Origin of the sequence: Sulfurimonas iocasae (genome assembly GCF_047716755.1) — a bacterium.
GTDB lineage: Bacteria > Campylobacterota > Campylobacteria > Campylobacterales > Sulfurimonadaceae > Sulfurimonas.
In genome coordinates this window covers 2,616,058-2,639,207 of sequence record NZ_CP180409.1, presented here as the reverse complement: position 1 = coordinate 2,639,207, position 23,150 = coordinate 2,616,058, and the positions used below count along the sequence as shown (strand labels likewise).

The 23,150-nt window shown below is 34.3% G+C and carries 26 protein-coding genes and 1 other RNA gene; 11 read left to right on the top strand and 16 right to left on the bottom strand.

Translation table 11 applies throughout. From position 1 onward, the window contains the following. Positions 1-135: 135 nt before the first annotated feature. From fliD to ACLHDE_RS13485, 3 genes are all read left to right on the top strand, one after another. Positions 136-1,605, top strand: a complete 1,470-nt coding sequence (gene fliD / locus ACLHDE_RS13495) for a flagellar filament capping protein FliD (RefSeq protein WP_415396917.1) — start codon at positions 136-138, stop codon at positions 1,603-1,605. 94 nt (positions 1,606-1,699) lie between these two features. Then, positions 1,700-2,077 carry a flagellar export chaperone FliS gene (gene fliS / locus ACLHDE_RS13490; protein WP_415396916.1) on the top strand — a complete coding sequence of 126 codons (378 nt, stop codon included), beginning with the start codon at positions 1,700-1,702 and terminating at the stop codon, positions 2,075-2,077. Next, positions 2,064-2,318 (top strand): hypothetical protein, encoded by a 255-nt coding sequence (locus tag ACLHDE_RS13485; RefSeq protein ID WP_415396915.1) that lies wholly within the window; start codon positions 2,064-2,066, stop codon positions 2,316-2,318. The genes fliS and ACLHDE_RS13485 overlap by 14 nt, the downstream gene beginning before the upstream one ends. A gap of 11 nt (positions 2,319-2,329) precedes the next feature. On the opposite strand, the gene ACLHDE_RS13480 is transcribed toward ACLHDE_RS13485, so the two are convergent. Then, the gene (locus ACLHDE_RS13480) at positions 2,330-3,022 is read right to left on the bottom strand and encodes an SDR family NAD(P)-dependent oxidoreductase (protein ID WP_415396914.1); all 693 of its coding nucleotides are present in this window, start codon (positions 3,020-3,022) and stop codon (positions 2,330-2,332) included. Positions 3,023-3,054: 32 nt separating this feature from the next. Between ACLHDE_RS13480 and ACLHDE_RS13475 the strand changes: the two genes are divergently transcribed. The 4 genes from ACLHDE_RS13475 to ACLHDE_RS13460 all read left to right on the top strand — a co-directional run bounded on the left by ACLHDE_RS13475 (position 3,055) and on the right by ACLHDE_RS13460 (position 6,490). Next, positions 3,055-3,882, top strand: a complete 828-nt coding sequence (locus ACLHDE_RS13475; protein ID WP_415396913.1) for an HAD-IIB family hydrolase — start codon at positions 3,055-3,057, stop codon at positions 3,880-3,882. After that, complete coding sequence (locus tag ACLHDE_RS13470) at positions 3,875-5,143, top strand: sugar MFS transporter (RefSeq protein WP_415396912.1); 1,269 nt, start codon at positions 3,875-3,877, stop codon at positions 5,141-5,143. Before ACLHDE_RS13475 ends, ACLHDE_RS13470 begins: the two co-directional genes overlap by 8 nt. Positions 5,144-5,222: 79 nt before the next feature. After that, positions 5,223-6,029 (top strand): D-hexose-6-phosphate mutarotase, encoded by an 807-nt coding sequence (locus ACLHDE_RS13465; RefSeq protein WP_415396911.1) that lies wholly within the window; start codon positions 5,223-5,225, stop codon positions 6,027-6,029. Positions 6,030-6,052: 23 nt separating this feature from the next. Beyond that, on the top strand, positions 6,053-6,490 hold the full coding sequence (locus ACLHDE_RS13460; RefSeq protein ID WP_415396910.1) for a PaaI family thioesterase: 438 nt from the start codon (positions 6,053-6,055) through the stop codon (positions 6,488-6,490). Here ACLHDE_RS13460 and ACLHDE_RS13455 read toward each other — a convergent pair whose 3' ends face one another. The 7 genes from ACLHDE_RS13455 to ACLHDE_RS13425 are packed head-to-tail and all read right to left on the bottom strand — an operon-like array spanning position 6,491 to position 13,744. After that, a complete protein-coding gene (locus ACLHDE_RS13455; protein ID WP_415396909.1) occupies positions 6,491-7,465 on the bottom strand; it encodes a lytic murein transglycosylase in 975 nt (324 codons plus the stop codon). Next, positions 7,458-8,114 carry an N-acetylmuramate alpha-1-phosphate uridylyltransferase MurU gene (murU, locus tag ACLHDE_RS13450; RefSeq protein ID WP_415396908.1) on the bottom strand — a complete coding sequence of 219 codons (657 nt, stop codon included), beginning with the start codon at positions 8,112-8,114 and terminating at the stop codon, positions 7,458-7,460. Before murU ends, ACLHDE_RS13455 begins: the two co-directional genes overlap by 8 nt. Further along, complete coding sequence (locus ACLHDE_RS13445; protein WP_415396907.1) at positions 8,111-9,049, bottom strand: aminoglycoside phosphotransferase family protein; 939 nt, start codon at positions 9,047-9,049, stop codon at positions 8,111-8,113. The genes murU and ACLHDE_RS13445 overlap by 4 nt, the downstream gene beginning before the upstream one ends. Next, positions 9,042-10,124: an anhydro-N-acetylmuramic acid kinase gene (locus ACLHDE_RS13440; protein WP_415396906.1), complete on the bottom strand. Its 1,083-nt coding sequence runs from the start codon at positions 10,122-10,124 to the stop codon at positions 9,042-9,044. Before ACLHDE_RS13440 ends, ACLHDE_RS13445 begins: the two co-directional genes overlap by 8 nt. A gap of 1 nt (position 10,125) precedes the next feature. Then, entirely contained in the window at positions 10,126-11,595 is a 1,470-nt protein-coding gene (locus tag ACLHDE_RS13435) for a sodium:solute symporter (protein ID WP_415396905.1), read from the bottom strand. Then, a complete protein-coding gene (locus ACLHDE_RS13430; RefSeq protein ID WP_415396904.1) occupies positions 11,595-13,271 on the bottom strand; it encodes a glycoside hydrolase family 3 N-terminal domain-containing protein in 1,677 nt (558 codons plus the stop codon). The genes ACLHDE_RS13435 and ACLHDE_RS13430 overlap by 1 nt, the downstream gene beginning before the upstream one ends. Continuing rightward, complete coding sequence (locus ACLHDE_RS13425) at positions 13,268-13,744, bottom strand: hypothetical protein (RefSeq protein WP_415396903.1); 477 nt, start codon at positions 13,742-13,744, stop codon at positions 13,268-13,270. The genes ACLHDE_RS13430 and ACLHDE_RS13425 overlap by 4 nt, the downstream gene beginning before the upstream one ends. A 56-nt stretch (positions 13,745-13,800) precedes the next feature. Between ACLHDE_RS13425 and ACLHDE_RS13420 the strand changes: the two genes are divergently transcribed. Then, on the top strand, positions 13,801-14,142 hold the full coding sequence (locus ACLHDE_RS13420; RefSeq protein ID WP_415396902.1) for an Hpt domain-containing protein: 342 nt from the start codon (positions 13,801-13,803) through the stop codon (positions 14,140-14,142). 59 nt (positions 14,143-14,201) lie between these two features. Beyond that, positions 14,202-14,299, top strand: an RNA gene (ffs, locus tag ACLHDE_RS13415) — signal recognition particle sRNA small type. A gap of 143 nt (positions 14,300-14,442) precedes the next feature. On the opposite strand, the gene ACLHDE_RS13410 is transcribed toward ffs, so the two are convergent. Continuing rightward, positions 14,443-14,670 carry a hypothetical protein gene (locus ACLHDE_RS13410; protein ID WP_415396901.1) on the bottom strand — a complete coding sequence of 76 codons (228 nt, stop codon included), beginning with the start codon at positions 14,668-14,670 and terminating at the stop codon, positions 14,443-14,445. Between the two features lie 81 nt (positions 14,671-14,751). Between ACLHDE_RS13410 and rpmI the strand changes: the two genes are divergently transcribed. Together rpmI and rplT are read left to right on the top strand one after the other, a co-directional pair. After that, positions 14,752-14,943 carry a 50S ribosomal protein L35 gene (gene rpmI / locus ACLHDE_RS13405; RefSeq protein ID WP_415396900.1) on the top strand — a complete coding sequence of 64 codons (192 nt, stop codon included), beginning with the start codon at positions 14,752-14,754 and terminating at the stop codon, positions 14,941-14,943. A gap of 195 nt (positions 14,944-15,138) precedes the next feature. Continuing rightward, a complete protein-coding gene (rplT, locus tag ACLHDE_RS13400; protein ID WP_373002733.1) occupies positions 15,139-15,498 on the top strand; it encodes a 50S ribosomal protein L20 in 360 nt (119 codons plus the stop codon). A gap of 41 nt (positions 15,499-15,539) precedes the next feature. Here rplT and ACLHDE_RS13395 read toward each other — a convergent pair whose 3' ends face one another. From ACLHDE_RS13395 to ACLHDE_RS13365, 7 genes are read right to left on the bottom strand one after another with little or no spacing between them, the layout of a single operon-like run. Beyond that, the gene (locus ACLHDE_RS13395; protein WP_415396899.1) at positions 15,540-17,231 is read right to left on the bottom strand and encodes a response regulator; all 1,692 of its coding nucleotides are present in this window, start codon (positions 17,229-17,231) and stop codon (positions 15,540-15,542) included. 13 nt (positions 17,232-17,244) lie between these two features. Then, entirely contained in the window at positions 17,245-19,221 is a 1,977-nt protein-coding gene (locus ACLHDE_RS13390; protein ID WP_415396898.1) for a methyl-accepting chemotaxis protein, read from the bottom strand. Position 19,222: 1 nt separating this feature from the next. Continuing rightward, positions 19,223-19,510 carry a hypothetical protein gene (locus tag ACLHDE_RS13385; RefSeq protein WP_415396897.1) on the bottom strand — a complete coding sequence of 96 codons (288 nt, stop codon included), beginning with the start codon at positions 19,508-19,510 and terminating at the stop codon, positions 19,223-19,225. 47 nt (positions 19,511-19,557) lie between these two features. Then, positions 19,558-20,745, bottom strand: a complete 1,188-nt coding sequence (locus ACLHDE_RS13380) for a replication-associated recombination protein A (protein WP_415396896.1) — start codon at positions 20,743-20,745, stop codon at positions 19,558-19,560. A gap of 1 nt (position 20,746) precedes the next feature. After that, positions 20,747-21,532 carry a pseudouridine synthase gene (locus ACLHDE_RS13375; protein ID WP_415396895.1) on the bottom strand — a complete coding sequence of 262 codons (786 nt, stop codon included), beginning with the start codon at positions 21,530-21,532 and terminating at the stop codon, positions 20,747-20,749. Positions 21,533-21,534: 2 nt separating this feature from the next. Then, a complete protein-coding gene (locus ACLHDE_RS13370) occupies positions 21,535-22,497 on the bottom strand; it encodes a KpsF/GutQ family sugar-phosphate isomerase (RefSeq protein ID WP_415396894.1) in 963 nt (320 codons plus the stop codon). A 56-nt stretch (positions 22,498-22,553) separates the two neighbouring features. Beyond that, positions 22,554-23,057: a GlcG/HbpS family heme-binding protein gene (locus ACLHDE_RS13365; protein WP_415396893.1), complete on the bottom strand. Its 504-nt coding sequence runs from the start codon at positions 23,055-23,057 to the stop codon at positions 22,554-22,556. Positions 23,058-23,150: the final 93 nt, after the last annotated feature.

Here is a 23,150-nt window from a genome sequence, read left to right as displayed (position 1 = left end):
ATTGCTTGTAATTATAGCAAAAAAAACAACTATTACTTAATAGGTATATTTAGTTAAAAAAAGAATGATTTTTGCCGATATTATAGTCATAAAGGCTATAATAATCAAAAGAGTATTATATAAGAAGGATTTGTCATGGGTATTTCATCACTAGGAGTTGGTTCAAGTATACTTACACAAGATGTTTTGGACCAGTTAAAAAGTGCTGATGAATCTAAGTTTGTAACACCTGTAGAAAAGAGACTAAAAACTGAAGACTCTAAGCTGCAGTCGTTTCAAATTATAGAAGCTCATATGGAAGCTGTGGGGCAGAGTTTAGCTCCTCTGACTGGATATGGTATATTTGAATCTAGAGTTTCAAGTGTCAGCGATGAAAAGGTAGTAGATGTTTTTGCATCTAAAAATAGTGATGTGCAGGATTTTACTCTTGATGTGACAAGTTTGGCAACTAAAGAGATAAGTCAGAGTGCTTCGTTCTCTGAAAAAATATCTACTATAGCTACGGCAGATGGAAGCATGGACTTAGTTATAGGAAAGAATAAATATACACTAGATTATAAGTCTACAACAACTTTAAACGATTTTAAAGATATGATTAATAAAGAGGCTGGAGACAGCGTGAAAGCCTCAATTGTTCAAATAGCAAAAAATGATTATAGACTCTTTTTAATAGCGGAAAAAACCGGTACGGGACAAGAGATGTCAATTACTGATAATACAGTAGTCAAAGAGGCAACTGAAGCTGATTCAAAGCTTGATGAAGAAGTAAAACTTGATAAAGATGGTAATCCGATAAAAGATGAAAAGATAATTAAAGCTGGTAATTTAAATCTCTCTCTTACAACCGGTATTCAAAGTGTTCAGAATGCTGCAGATGCTACTTTTAAGTTTAATGGACTTGCTATAACACGTAGTTCAAATATGATAAATGATCTTGCCAGTGGACTTACAATAACTCTAAAAGATCTTGGAACTTCATCTGTAAGCGTAAAACAAGATAGAGAAAATATTGAAACTAGCATTACGAACTTTATAGATAAATATAATTCTACCCTGTTTCAACTAAATGAAGACACTAGAACTAGTCAGGATAAATCTACCCGTGGTGTTTTTTCAAGTAACTCTACAATAAGAGGTATGGAGAGTGGTATCATAAATATTTTTTCTACAGTTGGTCAGGGAGCAGGAAGAATTCAAGAATATGGTATAGAAGCTGATAAAGGTGGAAGACTATCTCTTAATATGGCTAAGTTAAATAAAATGTTAGATGAAAATCCTGACAACGTTAAGGCTTTTTTAGCTGGTGGTGAATTTACAAAACCTGATGGCTCTAAAGTAGAACTAAAAGGTGCATTTTCCGAAGTAGAAGCAGAAATAAATAAATATAGTAAATATAATGCTATTTTAGACCAGTTTAAAAACTCTATAAACACTAGAATTGATTCACTAGACGAACAAAAAGAAAAAGCAATTCAGAGACTAGAAGATAGATATGCGATTATGGGAAAAAGATTTTCAGCTTATGATACTGTGATTAGTAAGTTTAACTCTGCGTCAAATATGTTTGGGCAGATGATTAATGCTGAAGCCGCTTCAAATAAATAGTAGAATTTAGATAGAAACTGCTAAATAAATTCTTTTAAATGTCGATGTATTAAACATGAAAGAAATTAAGAAAGACGTGAAAAAAGGAATTAAAATGTACGGTAATAACGCACATAGCATCTATGCACAAAATAACATCGGAATAGAGTCTCCGGCTAAACTTGTTGAGATGCTTTATGAAGGGGTTCTGCGTTTTAATGCTCAGGCTAAAAAGTCTATGAGAGATAAAGATGTAGAAAAAAAAGTCTACTGGGCAAATCGTTCAATTGCTATTATTACAGAACTTATAGCAACTCTTGATACAAAAGAAGGTGGAGATGTTTCAAACTATCTTATCGGTTTGTATACCTACCAAATTCAGTTACTTTCAAGAGCTGTTTTAAATGATAAAATAGAAAATATAGATGAAGTTAGCAATGTTTTTAAAGGTCTTTTAGAAGCATGGAGAGAAACTACAGATGTGGCTAACTGAGGTTAAAATAGCAATAGCAGAAGAAAATGTTGACTCTTTAGATAAACTTTTTGGCAATATCCCCCAACTTACTAATCTGGATGAGATAGAAGAGGCAGTTTATCTTCTAAAAGAAGCGATGGAGCTGGTTCAATCTCTTAAAAATGAAACAGCAGAGACAATGTCTCGAATCAAAAAAAATATAAACTTTTTAAAATCGACTCATGCACCTTCCCTTAAAAAATTGGATATCAAACTATAAGTTTTTACTTTTTACCTCTTTTTAGAAATCCCAAACTTTAAACTTCTTATGGTGTACTCACTCACAACTGCACCTTTTCTCATACTCAAAATATGCTCAACTGCATCTGCTATATCAGATGCTAGAAGTCTTTCATCTTCTTTATCGCTTATATCAAAACGCAACTCATCATAAAAAGAGCTTTGAGTCATATCTGGATTTATATTTGTTACACTAAGCCCGCTTTTTCTGGTCTCTTCAAACAGAGAATCACCAAAGGCTTTCAAACCAGCTTTTGTGGCACTATAAACACCTGCAAACTTACTCCGCTTTATAGCTTCTATAGAGTTTATGTTTATAAGATATCCATCATTTTTTTTCATTGTTCTTAAGAGTGCATTTGTAAGAAGCATCGGTGCGGTTAGGTTTAAAAAAGTCATATCTGTAATAGTCTTTTGACTTAACTCTTCATGTGGTTCAAATCTGCCAAAACCTGCACAGTTTATAAGCATATCAACACTCTGATTTTTTAAAGTATTGCACAGTTGAAGCGTAGAGATTTCATCTGATAGATTTACTTGAAGTGAAGTGAAATGTGGAGTTTTAAACTCTTCATCTGTTACACTTCTACTAATCCCAACAACCTCGTAGCCAAGCTCTAAAACCCTTTTACATATCTCTTTGCCAATCCCACTACTCGCACCGGTTATTACAGCTCTTCTCATTCATTTCTTCCTATTTTGGTTATAATCTCAACATGAAAAATATTTATATTACAGACCTTGATCATACTTTTTTGAAAACTGATTTATCTATTAGTGATTATACTAAAACTATTTGGAATTCAAAATCTACAAACTCGATTTTAAGCGTTGCAACTGCAAGAACATACAAAAAAACAGCACAGTTTTTAAAAGATGTACATATTAATGCCCCTATGATACTGCTTGATGGCGCGCTAGTAGCGACTATTGACAAAAAGATAATAGACACCAAGTTTATAAGTAAAGAAGTAGCAGATGTTATTATAAATGAAGGAGGAAAATTTGGCATCTATCCTTTTGTTTTAGCTTTGGCTGATCAAAACCTAAATGAGGCTTTTTTATATTCAAGTATTTTAAATGAGCACCAAAAAGAAGTCCTTACTCGCTACGTAAAAGATGATAATTTGCAGGAGTGCAAAGATATCAGAGCAATGGATGATAACTTTAAAATAGTCTATATGGGTGAAGAGAAACTACTTAGAGAGTTAGCCTCTCTTTTACAGATGATATTTGGAAATTCACTCAAATTTATTTTAGCTCCAGAGGCTTATGTTGGTTGCTATTTTTTAACTATTCTTCATAAAGATGCTGACAAAGCGCATGGAATCAAGAGTGTTAGTGAGTACAGCGGATTTGATTTGTCTGGACTTACTGTATTTGGTGATAATTTTAATGATTTGGGAATGTTTGAACTAGCATCTACATCTGTTGCTGTAGCAAATGCACAGATAGAAGTTAAAAATGAAGCTGATATTATTCTCCCTCATACAAATGATGAAGATGCTGTGGCAAAATATCTTGATGGACTGAAGTTTGCATAGAAAAAATAGTCTGTTTGCCATGATGATTATAGGTGTTTTGTTTTTCATCTTTGGCTTTGTAACATGGCTTAACGGCTCACTTATTCCATTTTTGAAAGTTATTTGTGACTTAAATGAGTTTCAAGCACTCTTTGTAACTTTTGCTTTTTATATCGCCTATACAGTTATGGCTCTTCCGATGTCATTTGTACTTGAACGTACTGGATACAAAAACGGCATGGCTATTGGTCTTGGAGTTATGGTTGTGGGCAGTTTAATTTTCATCCCTGCCGCTCTTAGTGCTAATTTTATACTATTTTTAGTGGCACTTTTTACTCTTGGAACTGGACTTACCATACTCCAAACCGCATCTAATCCTTATGTGGTTTTAATAGGACCCATAGAGAGTGCTGCTACAAGAATATCTATTATGGGGCTTATAAACAAAGGTGCAGGAGTTTTAGCTCCACTACTTTTTACATCTTTAATCCTTGCAGATATTCCCTCCCTTTCATCAGAAAGTCTTGCATCTATAGATACAAAAGAGCTGGCGTCTAGGCTTATCGTACCTTACATAATTATGGCTGTTGTCCTCAGTGGGCTTATGGCATTAGTAAAGTTTTCATCAATTGCTGAGCTTACATTTGAAAAAGAGGACAGTTATGACAAAGATACGATTTTTCACTTTCCTCGTGTTGTATTAGGTGCTGTTGCACTCTTTTTTTATGTAGGTATAGAAGTGATTGCAGGCGATACCATAGGGCTTTACGCGCAAAGTTTAAATGTTGAAAATGCAACTGCACTGACATCTTATACTATGGTCTTTATGGTTTTTGGTTACCTTGTAGGAGTAGCATTTATACCTAAATTTCTCTCACAAGAAAAAGCACTTATGAGTTCTGCTCTTGTGGGGATTTTGTTTTTGCTAGGAGTCGCTTTTAGCTCAAGCACTTCGCATCAAATATCTGAGATTTTATGGGGATGGAGTTCTGTTCCTACACTTCCCGACACGGTTACATTTGTAGCACTTTTAGGTTTTGCAAATGCTCTTGTCTGGCCTACTATCTGGCCTCTAGCCTTAGAAGGACTTGGTAAGTACACAGCTCAGGGAAGCGCTCTTCTTATTATGGCAATCGCCGGTGGAGCGATAGTTCCACTTATCTTTGGTAAAGTCGCACAAATCAGTGGAGATATGCAATCATCATATTTAGTTGGAATTGTTTGTTACCTCTTTATACTCCTTTACGCCACAAGATGGCATAAAAAATCATCATGGAATTAATATGATGTTTCTCGCCAAAGGCGTAGCTTTAGTGATTGAATATAACCTGGACTTGTTCAGGTTATATGAGATATTATAGATGATTGACTTTATAGAAGTTCATAATAACTCAGCATCTGCAAAAATTGCACTTCAAGGTGCGCATATTTTTCACTACGCGCGTAAAGATGAAAAGCCTCTTTTGTGGCTTAGTGAGATAAGTGATTTTGAAGTGGGAAAAGCCATCCGTGGTGGAGTTCCTATCTGCTGGCCATCATTTGGCATGAACAATTCTGACTTGCCCCAGCACGGCTTTGCAAGAACTTCAGAGTTTAAGCATCTAGCTACAAATGAGATAGATGCCAACACAACAGAAGTTATACTCGTTTTAAAGCACTCTAAGGAGACACTAGCTCTCTGGCCATACAAGTTTGAACTAGAGTTGAAAGTAACTGTCTCAGACAAGCTTACTATGGAATTGAGAACAACAAACTTGGATGAAAAGACTTTTAAAATCACACAAGCTCTTCATACTTATTTTTCTATCTCACATATCTCAGATGTAAGAGTAAAAGGTCTTGATAAAAAGCCATATCTAGATGCTCTTACAAATGAGCAACTGACTCAAAACGGAGATATTGTCTTTGAAAAAGAAGTAGATAGAGTTTATCAAGAAGTAAATGAGCAAATATTACTAAAAGATAAAGATAGAACTATCCGCATAAAAAATGAAGGCTCATCCTCAGTAGTAGTTTGGAATCCTTGGATAGAAAAAGGTAAAAGAATGAGTGCTATGAGGGATGAGGCATATAATGATTTTGTCTGCATCGAATCAGCCAATGCATTTGATGATTTTGTAGAGATAAAGCCAAAAAACAGTCATACTTTAAAAGCAGTTATATCTTAAAAAGAAAGAGAGTAATTAAAAATATGAATCAGTCCTTAGATATAAAAGAGCTTTTACGTGAAGTTCATGGAGATAGTGTAGAAGACTTTCTTGTACCACCACCAAGTTTTACAATTATGAAGTGTGAATTAGTAGCATTTGATAAAGAGAATTCTACTCTTACTACCAAGATACCAGTTCTTGAATCTTGGTTAAATCCCTATTCGACTATGCAAGGCGGGATGATTATAGCTGCCATTGACAATGCTCTTGGTCCACTTAGTCTTTTAATAGCTCCAAAAAATATGACAAGAAATATAGAATCAAAACTTTCTAAGGCTATAACGATGGACTTGGAGTATATCTACGTTACAGCATTTCTAGCAGAGAGTAAAAAAAGACGACTTGTCTTTGAGGTAGTTGTTAAAGATAGAGATGAAAATATCTACGCAACTGCTAGAGTAACTAACTGGATTATCTAGTTAGTTTTGATTTAAAAGCAGATTTGAGTCATACGCGAGTCTCATCACACCAATAGCATAGTTTGACGAGTTATTATACCTCATGATTTTTTTAGCATACTCTTTGAGATAAGCAAGATTTTCTTTATCACATGTAAAGCACTTATACTTTTTCCCATGCTTGTTCTTCGAGTAAACAAGAGAAGCATTTTCATACTTGTGCTCATAGTCATACCATTTTGATTCTACTTTTGGTAGATTTGGCATCTTGTTCCACTCTATGAGTTTAGAAAAGTCTGCTTTTTTATGAAGAAATTTACTCGCTGAGACAATGGCATCTTCCATCTTACTCAAATCAACATGTTTAGATTTGTAGCCATCTGCATAGATAAAACTGTTTGGCATAAACTGAGGGATACCAACAGCACCGGCATAAGAGCTTGGTAAGTTACATGACTCAGGCTTAACATCTTTTTTATAACAGTGTGTGATGATAGAGACCATGTTAGTTTTACCCATCTTCAGTAACCACTTCTCTCTTGAAGTTTTTGGGTCTGTTCTAACAACGAGGGTATTAAATACTATAAAAGCATCATGAGTCGGCTTTATCCTTCCAAGCCTTGTCTCTTTCATCAGTATGGCCGCAATAATTTCGCGATTTACGCCATACTTCTTTTCACTATAGTCATAAACCTCTTTATACTCTTTAAGATGTTCTAGCATTTCTGGTATGTATTTAACTAAGACATTGTTAGCTTTTTTCTCACTTTTTTTGTGAGTGGTAATATGTTTGGGTTGAAGATATTTCCAACTGACTTCATCATACTTTTTTGTCTTAAAATAAGAGAGCAGAAATTTGTTTGCATAGTTATAAGAGACACCATTTTTGACAACCTTTTCGCAGACATCTATATAGTCTTTGTTCTGAAATTCACAGTTTGTATATTTTGCTGATAGTGTAGTTGCAATAAGCCCAGCTAAAAGTAGTTTAGTCATTATTTATATTTTCCAATCTTTGTGGTGTTCCTATATCATGCCACATCTTTTTAAACAACTCGCCACTTACTTCATTTTTTGCTATTGCTTCTTTAAGAAGTGGAGCTAAAGCAGACTTTTTACACTCTAAATCAGAAAATAATTTAGTGGAGTAATAGCCTATGCCTGAAAATGTGTATTTTTTATCTGCCTCATTTAAAACAAGATTATCCTTTAAACCAAAATCCCCTTTTAAATTGTGTTCAGGATTAGGAACTAAGATAAGATGAGCTAACTTATCCCCTAAATCAAAATCAGGATTAAAATCATAATCACAAAAAATATCGCCATTAACAACTAAAAAACTCTCATCTCCTAAAAGTGGTAAAGCTTTAATAATTCCACCAGCACTCTCTAATGCTCCTTCATTTTGCTCATCTGAGTAAGTAATATTCACTCCATATTTTGAGCCATCACCAAGAGCTTCTGTTATCTTAAACCCAAAATGAGCAATGTTTATTATGACCTCTTTAAACCCACACTTTGCAAGTCTCTCTAGATGCCATACTATTAAAGCCTTGCCACGCACTTCTAAAAGTGGTTTTGGAAGAGTGTCTGTAAGCGGTCTCATTCTCTCTCCGCGACCAGCTGCGAGTATCATCGCTTTCATTGAACTTCTTTTAAAAGATATGAGAGCTCTTTTGTCTCTTCATATCTGCTTGCTGCATCTAGAGTGTATTTTAGAGTAAGAGGTATGTCTTTTAGGTAGCCGTCTTTGCCATCACGAAGGTAAAGACGACTGAAGACGCCAAGCACTTTCATGTGTCTTTGCATCCCCATAAAATCAAACCATTTTAAGAACTCTGCGTCACTTGCATCTAGACCTTTTTTATCTCGAAATTCCAAAGCAAGAAGCTCTATTTCTTCTCTCTCATAAGCGATGTAACAATCTTTCAAAAGTGAAACCAAATCATAAGTAATAGCCCCATTCATGGCATCTTGGTAATCTATAATGCCCAACTCATCATCACATGTAAGCATAATATTTCTAGAGTGATAATCACGATGAACAAAGATATTCTGAGGCTGGCAAAGAACTACATCGGAGATTGAATTTAGTGCATTTTTTATAATGCTTTTTTGACCTTCATTAAGAGTTACCTTTAGATTTTTCTCTAAATACCAATCCTTCATCAAGTCCATTTCAAAATGTAAAAAAGCTTTGTCATAAAGAGGCAGGTTATTTGCGTCTGCATCTTGCATCTTTATGATTGTATCTATCGCTTTTGAATATAGTCTCTTGTAATTGTCGGCATCTAGCACATTTAAGTAGTTAGTATTTCCAAAATCTTCAATAATCAAAAATCCATCTTTTAGATTTTTTTCTAAAATTTGAGGGGCATTTACATTAGCATCTAAAAGTCTTGAAGTAACATCAATAAAAGGAGCAAGGGAATCTTTTTCCAACGATGAGTCCATAAGTATAAGTGTTTTATCTGCGTCTGTAAGTCTATAATACTTTCTAAAACTTGCATCTGCAGATGCTATCTCTATCTTGTAATTTTTATATGGAGTTGTTTCTAACCACGCTTTTATCTTATCCATATACCCCGCCTAAAATAGAATCTTTTGTAGCACCTGTTACGCTTGATAACTCTACAACTTCTCTATGAACTCTTTTGTATGCCAGCCAAGCAAAAGCCATTGCTTCCATGTACTCACGGCTAACTCCAAACTCATCACTGACTTTTACTTCAGCTTTGCAAAGTTCATGTAATCTTTGCATCAAAAGTGGATTTTTTGCTCCACCTCCACAAACTATGAGAAGCTCTGCACCTGTATTGTTGGCATCATTTGCAATGCTTTTAGCTGTTAGTTCAAGCAGAGTTCTTTGAATATCTTCTGCTTTGATGGTATCAAAAAGTGGAAGATGGTTTGAGAGCCAAGTAGGATTGAAATACTCACGTCCTGTACTCTTTGGAGGAAGTTTAGTAAAATATTCATCTTCTAAAAAACTCTCAAGAAGTTCTTCTTTAACTTCGCCACTAAGAGCAAAAAGGGCATCTTTGTCGTAGTTTTTGTCTATATGAACAGAACTCCAATAATCCATCAAAACATTTCCACAACCAGTATCCCAGCCTTTAAGTTCTTCACCTAAGATTGTTATGTTCGCCATGCCACCAATGTTTAAAACAGCAGTTTTTTTACTTAGATGTTTAAAGATTTCTTGATGAAAAGCGGGAGCAAAAGGAGCGCCTTGCCCGCCATTTGCTATGTCCATTCTTCTGAAATCAGCTACGACTTGAATCTCTGTTTTTGCACTTACAACATTTGCATCGCCTAATTGCATCGAAAATCCAAACTCAGCATCTGGAGCGTGCCAAAGTGTTTGTCCGTGAAGACCTATGGCTGTGATACTCTTTGCATCTATGGACTCTTTTTTTATAAATGCGTTGATTGCATCTGCAAATATATTTCCAAGTTTATTGTCAATAGTACCAACTTGCTTTAAAGTTGTTGAGCCATTTATCATCTCTAAAATTTCAGCTTTTACTTCAGAGTCAAATTTAAACTCAGCAGATGCAATCAAAGAGCAATGAGAAGCATCTATCTCACAAAGAGCGATGTCGACGCCATCCATACTAGTCCCTGACATTACACCGATATATAACTCACTCATTTTAAGCCTTAGAAGATTTTAATTGCATAATACCAAAAGCAATAATCGTCCCAATAACTATCTGCCATGAAAAACCAAGGGAGATGCCAAAGGTGTATGGTTGAAGTGAAAGTACACTTAAAAATCCGCCAATAAGTGCAAAAGGAACAAGTTTAGAACTTCCTCTACTTGTAAATATAGCTGAGAAGAAGACACCTAAAAGACCGGTATATGCAAAAGCCATTACCCCAAGGGCGAAGCTTATAAGAGAAAGGTCACTATATCTCTGCCAAAAGTAACTCACAACTGCCATGATAGAAAGAACAACAGCAAAGAATACAACTGCATTTCGTGAAGCTTTTACAAAGTGCATCTCATCTATTTTGCCTTGTCTTAGTTTCCAAGGTTTGTAAAGGTCTTCGATGGCTACAGAAGCCATAGCCCCCAATACTGAGTTTGTACTTGATAGTGCAGCGGCAATCGCTCCCACAGTTACTAAACCGCGAAGACCGTCTGGCATCTCATTTAAAATGTAGTACATAAATATAGTGATGTTTTCTCCATCAAAACTCTGAACGACATTGGCTTGGTGGTAAAATACAAAGAGCAGGGCACCGATGGCTAAAAAGAGTAAAACTACAGGAATGGTAAGTAAGATTGATACTATAAGAGACTTTGCAGCTTCTTGCTTGTTTTTGCAGCTGAGGACTCTTTGAGTCATATCCTGATCCATTCCAAAAGCGGCAATATTTAGAAGTAACCACCCGCTTAAAAGCCCGATGACACTAAACTTTCCATCTAGTGAAGTGTCAAAAAAACGGAGTTTGTTGTTCTCACTAAGTACTTGCATAATGTTTGCACTATCAAGAGAGTAGTAGAGATAAACTAGTACGACAATCCCAGCTCCAACGTAGGTTATGGCTTGAATGATGTCACTTAAAACGACAGACTTTATACCGCCAAAATATGTATAGACTAAAGCTCCAAGCATTAATATTGTTATAGAGAGCATGACGTGAAAAAAGATTATGTCGCCAAAGAGAATCATAGAGATGGCTAATGCACCTATGTATAGCCTAGCTCCGCTTGCAAGAACACGACCGATAAGAAACATGATTCCAGCTTGTTTCTTTGCAGACTCTCCGTATCTAGTCTCTAGCAGTTCATAAACTGTAATTGCCCGCATTGCATAAAACTTTGGGATAAGAATATAGGCTACAAAGATAACAGCGACTAAGGCTGATAGATAAAAACCTATAAAGGTAAAGTCATGTTTGTATGAAAACTCGGGAGCTCCTAAAAAAGTTGCGGCTGATTGAGTGGTAGCTAAAACCGAGATAGCAACCGCAAACATAGGCATAGAGTTTGCACTTATAAAGTACTCTCTTGAAGTTTTTATTTTTGTTTGGGCTAGAATATATGAAGTAATCGCAAGGATTAGAAAATAAGCTCCAAATACATACCAATCAAGAAGAGAAAACGAGCTTTGCATTATGGTTTTTTAAGTCCTAACTCTTTAACATTCTCTCTAACACTATTCATAAACTTCTTACCAGGATCAGCTTTTTGTGTTCTATAGTCTGCATCTTTTTCTAACCAAAGCAGACTCTCCTCCATCTTTTGATATTCATGATGACCGATGAGGTACTCAATATTTGGATACTTTGCTTTTAGATATTTTACAAGTTTAATATTTGCTTCTACTTGAGCAGGAGTTAAATCATCTTTTTCGTTTCCTTCTCCACCAACATTCTCTATGCCGATACTTGAGTAGTTAAGTCCTATGACATGTCTCGCCATCCAGTTGTCTGGCATCAGTTGATAAATAGTCCCATCACGAGCCACTAAAAAATGAGAAGATACATTGAGTGCTCCAGCATCTGCTATATCGCCTCTGTCATTGTAGAGAGTGTTTCCTTTTAGTCGTTTAAAACAATCCTCGAAGTCCATAACAGCAGTCCAGTGTAAAACTATAATTTTAGGGTCTATTTTTATGTCTTTTGTCTCTAGAGCGTAATGCTGTTTGATATACGCTTTTGTCATATCTATTCGCTCTTGTCCAAAATCTATGTGTCTTTGAACTATAGAATTTTTTGTATGGAGGTTCTCTATTCTTGTGTTTGCTTCTTGAATTCTTTTCTTTGAGATAGCTCCACTCTTAACCTGAGAGTAAATTAGTTTTACTAACTCATCTGCGTCATTAGATTCTAACTGATTTCCAAAAAGAAGAATATCTACACCTGAGTTTATAGCTTTTGTAACTGTCTCTTTTAAGGTGAAGTGTTTTGTGATTGCTTTCATCTGCAAATCATCGCTGATTAGTACACCTTTAAAGCCCATTTTTTCTCGAAGGAGTTTAGTATTTATATTATATGAAAGTGTTGCAGGATATTTAGAATCAAGATGGGAGTTAAAAACATGAGCACTCATTATCATATCTACTTTATTTGCATCTATAAGGTTCTGATACGGCACTAACTCTTCTTTAGTCCAAGTTTTTGATATATCTACAAAACCTTTGTGTGAATCTCCGAGTGAAGAGCCATGACCGGGAAAGTGTTTTAAAACACTTATGACATTATGCTTTGTCTGAGCATTTATCATGATTTTTGCGTACTTAGTTACTTCTTGGCTGGAGCTTCCAAATGAGCGCTCAAGTTTTGAGATGACTCTATTTTTAGGATTTATATCCAAATCAACAACAGGAGCAAAATTACAGTTTATGCTGTTTCTCTCAAGCATCTGTGATTGTTTTTCATATATCTCTTTTGCCTGTGTTGTTGAAAGATGTGCGACTTCTTTGGCGGATGGAAATCTATCAAATCCATAGTAATGTTTTAGTCGTGCTACACTTCCACCCTCTTGATCAACAGAGATTAAAAGAGGTTTGCGTGAGAGTTTTTTGAGTTTGCTTGTCAGTTCTTTTAGTTGCTTGGGTGAGCGTATATTCTTAGTTATGCTTCTTTTTTGATAAAATTTATCAAATAAAATAACTCCGCCAAGATCATATTTTTGTATCTGTTTTACAATTTCGGTGTTTTTATTAACGCTTTCATTTTCAAACCCAATAACAAGCATACGACCAATCTGTTTTTTTAGTTTTTGATCACTTGTAGTATTGGCATCCAGGGTTAAAAGAGTAAGTAAAAGTATTAATATATATTTCATTGATTGACCTTAAAATTTATTATATTGTTTATATCATCTATAACATTAAATATAAGAGACTTAGTCTTTTCTTTTGTTACTTTATGAGGTTCAAAGTGATCGGAGACCACTTTAAACATATATTTATTTTCTACACCCTGCGTAGCTTTTAAAAAACCATCAGACTCCATATCTACGAGCTCATACTTACCATGCTCTGATATATCAGACTCTACACAAGTAAGATTTGCTTCTCTTGCATCTATAAGTTCTCCAATTGCAAATTTTTTATCTCCACCACAGATGCCTACATTGATAATTGTGTCCTTATTACTCATCTTAGTTACAATATCCTTTGTAGCATTAAACATACTCTCAGAACCCATACCGCTTATTACTATCGTGATTTGTGAGTTTTGCTTGTTCTTTGGAAGTTTGTATTTATCTACAAAAGCCTGAGCTTCTGATTTTAGAGCACATATTATATATAACATTTAGATTCCTATGTTAAAATTGTAGTAAATTATACATAAAAGATAGGAAATAAATCGTGCCAATTTCAACACCTGACTACTCAATACTCTCACATGAAAAAATAGCAAATTCAATAGGCTTAAAATTAAAACATATACCTATCTTAATAAGCAGTTTTTTACAAGAAACTCCTCAGATTTTGCAAACACTCGAAGACGCAATTAACTCAAAAGATTATTTGGCTATAAAACTGCAAACTCACTCACTTAAAGGTACTACAAGTAGTTTAAAGTTTGATGAAATATATGAGATGTTAGAAGAGTTAGAGTCTGCCGCATCAGATGAAAATCAAGATTTTGAGTATGAGGCTTATTTACAAGCTTTAAAAGATGCAGTGGCTACAATTCCAACTCTTTAGAGAGTCGGTTACTAAAAGCTTTGCTATTTAAAAAAAATTGGCTATAATTCCACCGCTCTTCTTTAGACCTGTGCAATGATGTTTTAGGACAATGTGTCAGGGTAGGAATACAGCAGCACACCCTGAAGTGTTATGTGCCGCAGGTATCTGGAGAAGGGTCTTTTTTGACATATAATTTATCCAATTTCCGCGTTGAAATTGAGTGAAACCTCGTCATTTACACAAGTAAACTCCTCAATTTAACTAGATTTCGCCTTGAACTTGAACAAATTATATGTCAAAACGTAATTGTTGCTTTTTTTAATCTTCTCTATACTTACTTATCCCACAGGGCTGATTTGGTTTTGGTGGATTATCTTTTAAGTATGTTAAGTCTTCCAATGTCTGCGATAAAACTTTCTTTTGTTGAAGTATTGGAAGCATGAGATTGTCTTTTTCATTTAGAGGAATGTCCCAATTTAAAAGTATTTTTTGTACTTCATCGTCTAGCTCTTTTAGTGCATTATTTATGTGTTTAATTGAATTCATTCGGTTATTGTAGCTAAAATTTAGAAATTTTTGGGTATAATCCCACTCTCAATTTATGAGAATTTTATGAAGGAGCCATCGATGCCAAAAATGAAATCGGTAAAAGGCGCTGTTAAGCGTTTTAAAGTTAAGAAAAACGGTTCTGTTAAACGTGGTACAGCGTACAGAAGTCATATTCTAACTAAACAAGATGCAAGCACTCGTCGTGAGCAAAACAGCCCAAAAGTTGTTTCAAAAGCTGACGAAGCAAACATTAAGGCTATGATAAATTAATCAAACATTATAATGAGCAAAAGCCCATTATAATGGCAGGGACAATATCCCTACAACCCCCTAAAGCTTCAAAAAGTTTTTTTTGAGAGAATTTAGGATAATTTATTATAAATCTCCAATTATTTAATTGGGCAAGACCACCATTGATGTGGCACCTTATCACAAAAAGTGACCGGGTAAAGAAAAAGGAAAAATATGCCAAGAGTAAAAACAGGTGTTGTTCGTAGAAGAAGACACAAAAAGATATTAAAATTAGCAAAAGGTTTCTATAGTGGTCGTCGTAAACACTTTAGAAAAGCTAAAGAACAAATTGAAAGATCATGGGTATATGCTCACCGTGACCGTAAGCAAAAGAAACGTGATTTCCGTAAATTATGGATCGTACGTATTAATGCAGCGTCTCGTTTAAATGGAATGAATTATTCTACTTTTATGAATGGTCTTCACAAATCTGGCATCGAGCTTGACCGTAAAATTCTTGCTGACATGGCGATGAATGATGCAGCAGCTTTTACAGCAGTTGCAGAAGCATCTAAAGCAGCACTTAGCAAATAATTTTTGCTAAGTATAAAGACTTTTAGCTTTATGCTAGAAGTCTATATTTTATGTAAAAATAGTACTGAATTCCCTTTATCGTTGTAGTAAATTCCCAATGATGAACTTCTTGAAACAAATACACCTCTTCCATTGAAAGCTTTAGCGTTTCTAAATATCTTACTCAATATTTGAGTGTCAAAACCTTTGCCTTCATCGCTAATTTGAGTGATTATGTAATTTGATGATTTGTATGCTATCTTATTTATTGTGACATGTATCTGTTTGTTACAGGTTTCTTGTTGTTTTTGTAGAGTATTTAGATATGTATCTTGCTCTATAAGTTTGTGTTTAGTATATGAATCAAGTCCTAGATTACCATGCTCGTAAGCATTCATGAATAGTTCTGTAAATACAACACTTGCATTATTAGTTATTTTTGAGTTGTCTGTTAATGTACTCCAAATATTTAGATACCAGTCATGTGCATTATCAAGTTCATTCATGCTTGTACTAAAACTCTTTTGAGCAATAATACTGTTTTTTAGATTAAGCTTATTGATAAATATAAAAGTAATATCATCTTCAGCTTTATCTATTGCCCAAAGAAGTCTCTTTTTCATTCCATCTTTTGTAAATGAATCCAAGAAATCATTTCCTATGTACTCTTTATATAGTTTATCTTTGAATCTTGTAGAATTTTCTATCATACCATCGCTATAAAATAAAAATTTAGTAATATCTGATATATCATAATCTGAGATTTTAAAGTCTTTCATATACTTACTAATAGTAGTATTGTTAGACTTAATTTTTATTATTTCATTCTCTTTGTTTTGCAGTAGCATTTCAGGCATTGCAAATTTAGAATATTGCATCTTAGCATTCGTAAAATCAAGTATTATATAGTCTATTGAAAGGGCTTCTTCTTCTAAAAGTATAGGTTTAATATACTCGAGTGACTCATCTATAAGTCTATATAGGTCAAAGTCATCTAAGTCATGCATCTTATCTATGATGTGATTTACAAATGATGTAATAAGCATTGAGCTAAGAGAAGCAGATAGACCTTTTCCCATCCCATCAACAAGGAGATAGAACGTTCTGTTTTCATCTATTTTTCTAGCGCTGTATGCATCACCGCTTAAAGTATCTAGAGGCTGATATGAAAAATCTAATAAAGTAGTACATGAGGCATCTAGCATCTGATAATAGAAGTCATTTCTAAGAATATTTAGCTCTTTTTCAAATGCTAAATCTTCTTGATAAGTGCTGTATTTACCTTTGGCTTCTAATTCTTTCATTTTTAAATTTTTTTGATCATTCAAATAATTATTTGCAATTATTATCTTTACAGCGTTAGTTATGGCATTTATTATTTCATTAGTCTCTATGGGTTTTTTTATGAAATTGTTTACATTTAACTGAAGTGCTTCTATTATTGTGTCTACTTTTGTAAATGCTGTAATTAAGATAATAGGAATATCTTTGTTTGACATTCTGATTTTTCTAATCATACCCAAACCATCTAGTTTAGGCATGATATAATCAGAAATTACAACATCAATCTTACAAGAGAGATACTTTTCATATCCATCCTCGCCATTTTCAGCACTAATTACCTTTTTGAAAAAGAGTTTAAAGATTTCATTGTATAAATTTTGTATGTCCATATTGTCTTCAACACATAAAAGTGTCAAAGATTTCATATGTTTTAAAACACTCTCGTCTATTTTTATGGACTCGTTTTGCATGTTTTTATTGCTACTAAACTCTGAACTTACTTAGTTCATTTTGCAGTCTGTCTGAGTCACTTGATAACTTATTAACACTGCTCTCCACTTTATTTCTATGTTGTATGTTTTCATTTGAGAGTTCTATAATCTCATCCATATTAGCAATTAACTCTTTTGTTTTTGTTACAATATATGTACTCTGGTGCATAACATCTGTTGATTTATCTGTAGTAACAGATAGATTTTCTTTAGTCTCTTGTGAGTCAGAAATAAGTTCCTGAGCCGAGGTTGAAATGTTTTGCATATTTTTTGATGTCTTATCAGTTTCTTCAGAAATCTCAACAACATTTTGAGTAATTAGATTTACATTAGCACTAATTTCACTAAGAGATTTTTGCGTTCTCTCAGCAAGTTTACGAACTTCATCTGCAACAACTGCAAACCCTCGTCCATGCTCACCTGCTCTTGCTGCCTCAATAGCGGCATTTAAAGCAAGTAGATTGGTTTGGTCTGCAATATCAGAGATAATTGCAAGTACATCTTTGATGTTTTTGGCTTGTTCTGTAAGTGAAGAGACTTTTTGAACTAAATCTTGTTGGTGTTCGCTTCCTTCATCAATTGCATACACAACAGAGTCTAGTTTTGATACAAAACTATCTAGTACATTAAATGTTTTATTTAAATCTTCTGTTACGGTAATAGAAGCTTCTTCAACAGCATCAAGTCTTTTACCTACTTCAGATACAAGAACATTTATATTTGAAATTTTAGCATCTGCTACTTCACCATTTTTAGTTAAATCCTCAACCACAAGGTGCAACTTTTGACTTTCTTGTGTCGTAGCAGTAGATACATCTTTTGCTTGGTGTACACTTGCTTTAAAAGCAATTATCATAACGTTGATAGCTTTTGAGATTTGAGATATCTCATCTTTTCCTTCAACTATAATGTCACAAGTTAAATCAAGGTTATCAGAAACACAGCTAATTTTCTCTAATGAGCTTCTAACACTTACATTAATTCCTCTAGAAATCATGAAGATAATTATAAATATAACTATTGCAAAGATACTATAACTAGTAAGTGTTAATGTAGTGCTCATCTTTGAAGCTGATTCTACCTCTTCTAAGAGTATTGTATTTTGTTTTGCAAGTTCGTCATCAACTTGTTTTAAAAGATTGATTTTTTTAGTGATTGTCTTAAACCAAGCAACACTATCAACTCCAAATCCACCAGTTATAGCTTTGTTTCTTGCAATAGCTCTCATTGCATTTACTTCATCAACTACAGGAGAGCTGATTTTATTTTTATAAAATTCTTTTGAACTATCAGTAGCCATTGCCAAAAATGAGTCCATGTAAGCATCTTGCTCAGCAACAAGAGTTACCCATTTGGAAAACATTCCAGGAGCAAATTTATCAGCTCCAAAAGTTCCACTAAGAACAGCTCTTTCGATTCCTGCCCTCTCTTTTGATTTTAAAAAGTTAGTATAGGCGTCGAGTGACTTAACTAACTCTTGAGTATCAGCTAGCTTGGCAGTTAAAGAAACAATATTTAAGATTTCTTTATTCATTTTTGTATAGTAAGCAACCACATCTTTAATACTTATGCTTAAAGAATCTACTCTACTTCTTATACTGTCTATTTTACTCATATCAGATTTTAAAGTAGATATCTCTTTTTGTAGCTCTTTTGGAAATGAACTTAAATCAAGAGTTGATATATAAGCTGTAAGCTCAGAATTTTTTGAAGTACTCAGAACTCTCTGCTTAGGTAATATGTCTGCAAATTTTCTACCTTTAGAACCAATAAAACCGGCACTTGCACCTCTCTCTTTTTGTGTCTCATGAATTAACAATGATAATTTTTGAGAAAGTACATTTAATTCTTTGGCCTGAGATATGATAGCTCTATCATGTACTGCCTGATTTATAGAGATAGCAATAATAATAAGTGCGAAGGAGACAACTATTGCAGCGATAAGATTTAGTTTAAATTTTATACTCATCTTATGCTTTCCTCGCTTTAAAAGTCGAAGCTAGATTAAGATCAGCTAATAGATGTATAAGTTGATCGTTTCCTACTCGCATCTCTATATTTACATTATCTTTTAAAATAAGTTTGTTAAAATACCCAATAACTGAAGAGGTAATAGAAAGAGAATCTATAATATTTATAGTTATGTTCTTATGTTGAGTTACTATACTGTCAACTACTTTCTTAATTTCAGAAAAATTATTAATGCTTTTGATATTTCCAGTGATGTCGATAGTATTTGAAGAGGATGTGATTTCCATAGGTAGAACTCCTGGTTGTTATAGGGCATAGTTTATTACTATAATGATTAATCTTTTATAAAACCTTTAATGTTTAGCATCCATTCTCTCATCTTGCTTTCATAGCCAATATCTTTTAACTCTACAAATTTCAAGGGTTTAGATAGGTAAGTTTGTTCTACATAACCACCAAAGTCATGAGGATATAGATAATTTTCATTTCTTTGTGTAATACTTGTTGGAATATCAAGCATAACACCATCATTTACGGCTTTTAGTGCTGAGTTTATAGCTAAGTATGCAGAGTTTGATTTTGGAGAAGCACAGAGATAAATTACAGCTTGCGCTAAGATGATTCTAGCCTCTGGATAGCCTATTTTGGAGACGCTCGTAAGTGCAGAAGTTGTAAGAGTCAGAGCTTGTGGATTTGCATTTCCTACATCTTCACTGGCTAAAATTACGAGTCTTCTTGCAATAAAATCAGCACTCTCTCCACCATCTATAAGCCTTGCAAGATAGTAAATAGCCGCATCTGCATCTGAGCCTCTAATGGACTTTATAAGAGCACTTGCAAGATCATAATGAACACCTGCTTCACTGCTTCCTGCACTAAGTGCATTTGGTCTCAGGGACTTTAAAATATTCAGAGTTATTGCAGTGTCAATATTAGAAGCAAACTCTAAAAGTTTTAGCATTGCACGAGCATCTCCCCCACTGCTGGCTATAAGATACTCCTTTGCATCTGTTTCACACTTTAGCTCTGCATGCTTTAAGGCTTTATCTAGAAGAGTTGATAATGCTTCGTTATTGATGTGTTTTAATTCAAAAAGCATAGAGCGTGAACGAATAGCTGATGTTAAAGAGAAGAAAGGATTTTCGGTTGAAGCTCCTATGACTAAAACGGAGTTGTTTTCCATAACTGGAAGTAGAACTTCTTGCTGGTTTTTAGCTAGTCTATGAACTTCATCTATAAATATTAGAGGTCTTTGAAGAGCATTTTTATATTGTTCAAATATTTTTCTAAGCTGATCTATCTTTAGAGAAGTTGCATTGAACTCATAAAAAGGCAAATCCATTGTTTTAGCGATGATTCTAGCTATGGAAGTTTTACCGGTACCGGCAGGACCATAGAAAAAGCTATGTCCTAGCGCGTATTTTTCACACAAAACTCTAAGTGGAGCATCTTTTGCACTTAAATGTTCTTGACCTACTAAATCATCAAATTTACTAGGTCTGAGCAGATGTGTAAAGTCCAAGTTACTTTTTCCCTTTCTCTCTTGCTAGTTTTTCTTCAGCTTTCATAAATGTAAATAGAGCAGAGTATTCGCTTCTGCTTAAAAATCTAGTTTTTCCTGTTGGGAGGTTATTTAACTCAACTTCTGCAAAACTAATACGCTTAAGGTCAGCTACTTCAGTTCCAAAGTGTGCAAAAAATCTTCTAATTTCTCTGTTTTTACCTTCAGAAATTGCTATCTTTAGAATAGAGTAGTTATGCTCATTTTTTTGAATTTTGTAACCTAAAAAAGGTGCAAAAGTCATAGAAGTCACTTTTGAGTGAGAGTGCCCACCAGCAGTTGCATCTAGAAGCTCTAAACCATTCATCATAGCCGCTTCCATTTCAGGAGTCACTTCACCTTTTATCTTTACTTTGTAGATTCTCTCTAAGTTAGAGTCCATTAGCGCAGTCGCTATTTTTGAAGCATCTGTTAAAAGTAAAACACCTTCTGTAGCGTAGTCAAGTCTGCCAACAGGGATGAAGTGTTTGTATTTTTTCTCTAAGCCATCATAGATAGTTTTTCTCCCTCTAGGATCTGTTTTTGTAACTAACTCACCTTTTGGTTTGTTATAAACTATAACTGTGTATTTGTCTCTTGGAGTGATTTGTTTTCCGCTAACATAGACTATGTCGTTCTTTTCGTCTACCTGAGTAGCGGGGTTGTCTTGAATCTCCCCGTTTATTCTTACATAACCATCCTGTATAACTTTATCTGCCTCACGGCGAGAGTAGCTTGAATGGTGTGCAATGTATTTATTTAGTCTCATTTTTACGAGATTCCTTTTTCAATCAGCGTATGAATATGTAGTACGCCTTTTATCTTTTTATTTTTGTCTGTTACTACTAAAAGTTGTATCTTCATCTCTTCGATAATCACAAGTGCTTGGCTTGCAAGAATATTCTCATCATCTAAAGTTTTAGGATTTTGAGTTGCATACTTTAAAACATTGTCTTCTAGTGAAAAGTCATCTTTTAAAAGTGCACGACGAATATCACCGTCACTTACAAGAGCTATAAGAGAATTGTCATCATCTGCTACAAGAACCGTACCTAAACGACCTTCGCTGATTTTTACAATAGCATCTTTTACTTTTGTATTTTTTGAAACTATTGGCAGGTCACTTTTTTTCATAAGGTCACTCACCTTTACAAAAAGTTTTTTTCCTAAAGCTCCACCAGGGTGAAAAGAAGCAAAGTCGCTCTTTTTAAAGTTTCTTGCTCTCATCAAACAAACTGCAAGTGCGTCGCCTAGTGCTAAAGTTAGAGTAGTTGAACTCGTAGGTGCAATATCAAGAGGACACGCTTCTTTTTCTACAATTACATCAATAACTAAGTCACTATATTGTCCAAGAGTCGAGTTTTGATTTCTTGTCATTCCAATTAGTGGAGTTTTAAATCTTTTGATATGAGGAAGTATAGAACTTAGCTCTTCACTCTCCCCACTGTAACTGATTGCAATTACGACATCATTCTCGCTTATCATCCCCAAATCACCATGCAGTGCTTCTGTAGGGTGGAGGAAAAAACTTGGAGTTCCAGTTGATGCGAAAGTAGCTGCCATTTTAGCACCTATTAGTCCACTCTTACCAACACCAGTAACTATAAGTTTACCTTTACATGCAAGAATTGTTTCAACGACCTCTTCAAATGCATCACCTATACTTTTAGCAGCTTGTAGTAGTGTTTGTGCTTCAATATTTAAAGTTTCTTGTGCAATCTCTTTATAATTCATAACGTGATTATATCGTTTTTAGCTTATATTGGCATTTTTACAAGCAGATAGCTCTTCTAATCATCTTCACTCATGGTAGCAAATGCAAGTCTCTCTTCAAGTAATTTAAGTGCTTCATGTGCACAAGCAGCATCTATATCTCCACCAGGAGCACCACTAACACCAACTGCTCCAAGTATTACATCACCCGACTTAACAGCTACTCCACCATCCATCATTATCAATCCGTTTATATTATTAAGTTCATTACGAATATCACTACGAGCTAGAACAAAATCAGAGCTATTTATGCCTGACATAATTACTAGATTTGCCTTTTGTTCGGCAATATCCATCGTAAAACGAGCTGCATGTGTGTCACGCAAAGCTACTTGAACATTTGCACTTCTATCAACTACAACAGCACTAACCCAATAGCCTTTTTTCCGACAACTCTCTACTGACTTTTTAGCAACTTGCATTGCTAACTCCATACTCATACGTTCAATCTTTACAACATCCCCACTAAAAAGGGCAGATGCACTCACAATTAAAATCAAAATTATCTTTTGAACTTTCATGTTTTCTCCTTTGTTTTATAATTATTTTGAATAATTGTACAGCTTTTTTAGTAACTTAGTTTTTTTCTTATCTTCATTGGATATAATTTGCAT

Bases quoted from the DNA above. Each gene is read 5' to 3' on its own strand.
- ACLHDE_RS13460 (WP_415396910.1), top strand. From the start codon at position 6,053: ATGAATCAGTCCTTAGATATAAAAGAGCTTTTACGTGAAGTTCATGGA.
- ACLHDE_RS13395 (WP_415396899.1), bottom strand. From the start codon at position 17,231: ATGCAAAACGAGTCCATAAAAATAGACGAGAGTGTTTTAAAACATATG.
- ACLHDE_RS13475 (WP_415396913.1), top strand. From the start codon at position 3,055: ATGAAAAATATTTATATTACAGACCTTGATCATACTTTTTTGAAAACT.
- ACLHDE_RS13365 (WP_415396893.1), bottom strand. From the start codon at position 23,057: ATGAAAGTTCAAAAGATAATTTTGATTTTAATTGTGAGTGCATCTGCC.
- fliD (WP_415396917.1), top strand. From the start codon at position 136: ATGGGTATTTCATCACTAGGAGTTGGTTCAAGTATACTTACACAAGAT.
- ACLHDE_RS13440 (WP_415396906.1), bottom strand. From the start codon at position 10,124: ATGAGTGAGTTATATATCGGTGTAATGTCAGGGACTAGTATGGATGGC.
- ACLHDE_RS13465 (WP_415396911.1), top strand. From the start codon at position 5,223: ATGATTGACTTTATAGAAGTTCATAATAACTCAGCATCTGCAAAAATT.
- ACLHDE_RS13485 (WP_415396915.1), top strand. From the start codon at position 2,064: ATGTGGCTAACTGAGGTTAAAATAGCAATAGCAGAAGAAAATGTTGAC.
- rplT (WP_373002733.1), top strand. From the start codon at position 15,139: ATGCCAAGAGTAAAAACAGGTGTTGTTCGTAGAAGAAGACACAAAAAG.
- ACLHDE_RS13385 (WP_415396897.1), bottom strand. From the start codon at position 19,510: ATGGAAATCACATCCTCTTCAAATACTATCGACATCACTGGAAATATC.
- ACLHDE_RS13370 (WP_415396894.1), bottom strand. From the start codon at position 22,497: ATGAATTATAAAGAGATTGCACAAGAAACTTTAAATATTGAAGCACAA.
- murU (WP_415396908.1), bottom strand. From the start codon at position 8,114: ATGAAAGCGATGATACTCGCAGCTGGTCGCGGAGAGAGAATGAGACCG.
- ACLHDE_RS13455 (WP_415396909.1), bottom strand. From the start codon at position 7,465: ATGACTAAACTACTTTTAGCTGGGCTTATTGCAACTACACTATCAGCA.
- ACLHDE_RS13390 (WP_415396898.1), bottom strand. From the start codon at position 19,221: ATGAGTATAAAATTTAAACTAAATCTTATCGCTGCAATAGTTGTCTCC.
- ACLHDE_RS13435 (WP_415396905.1), bottom strand. From the start codon at position 11,595: ATGCAAAGCTCGTTTTCTCTTCTTGATTGGTATGTATTTGGAGCTTAT.
- fliS (WP_415396916.1), top strand. From the start codon at position 1,700: ATGTACGGTAATAACGCACATAGCATCTATGCACAAAATAACATCGGA.
- rpmI (WP_415396900.1), top strand. From the start codon at position 14,752: ATGCCAAAAATGAAATCGGTAAAAGGCGCTGTTAAGCGTTTTAAAGTT.
- ACLHDE_RS13480 (WP_415396914.1), bottom strand. From the start codon at position 3,022: ATGAGAAGAGCTGTAATAACCGGTGCGAGTAGTGGGATTGGCAAAGAG.
- ACLHDE_RS13445 (WP_415396907.1), bottom strand. From the start codon at position 9,049: ATGGATAAGATAAAAGCGTGGTTAGAAACAACTCCATATAAAAATTAC.
- ACLHDE_RS13425 (WP_415396903.1), bottom strand. From the start codon at position 13,744: ATGTTATATATAATATGTGCTCTAAAATCAGAAGCTCAGGCTTTTGTA.
- ACLHDE_RS13410 (WP_415396901.1), bottom strand. From the start codon at position 14,670: ATGAATTCAATTAAACACATAAATAATGCACTAAAAGAGCTAGACGAT.
- ACLHDE_RS13430 (WP_415396904.1), bottom strand. From the start codon at position 13,271: ATGAAATATATATTAATACTTTTACTTACTCTTTTAACCCTGGATGCC.
- ACLHDE_RS13375 (WP_415396895.1), bottom strand. From the start codon at position 21,532: ATGAGACTAAATAAATACATTGCACACCATTCAAGCTACTCTCGCCGT.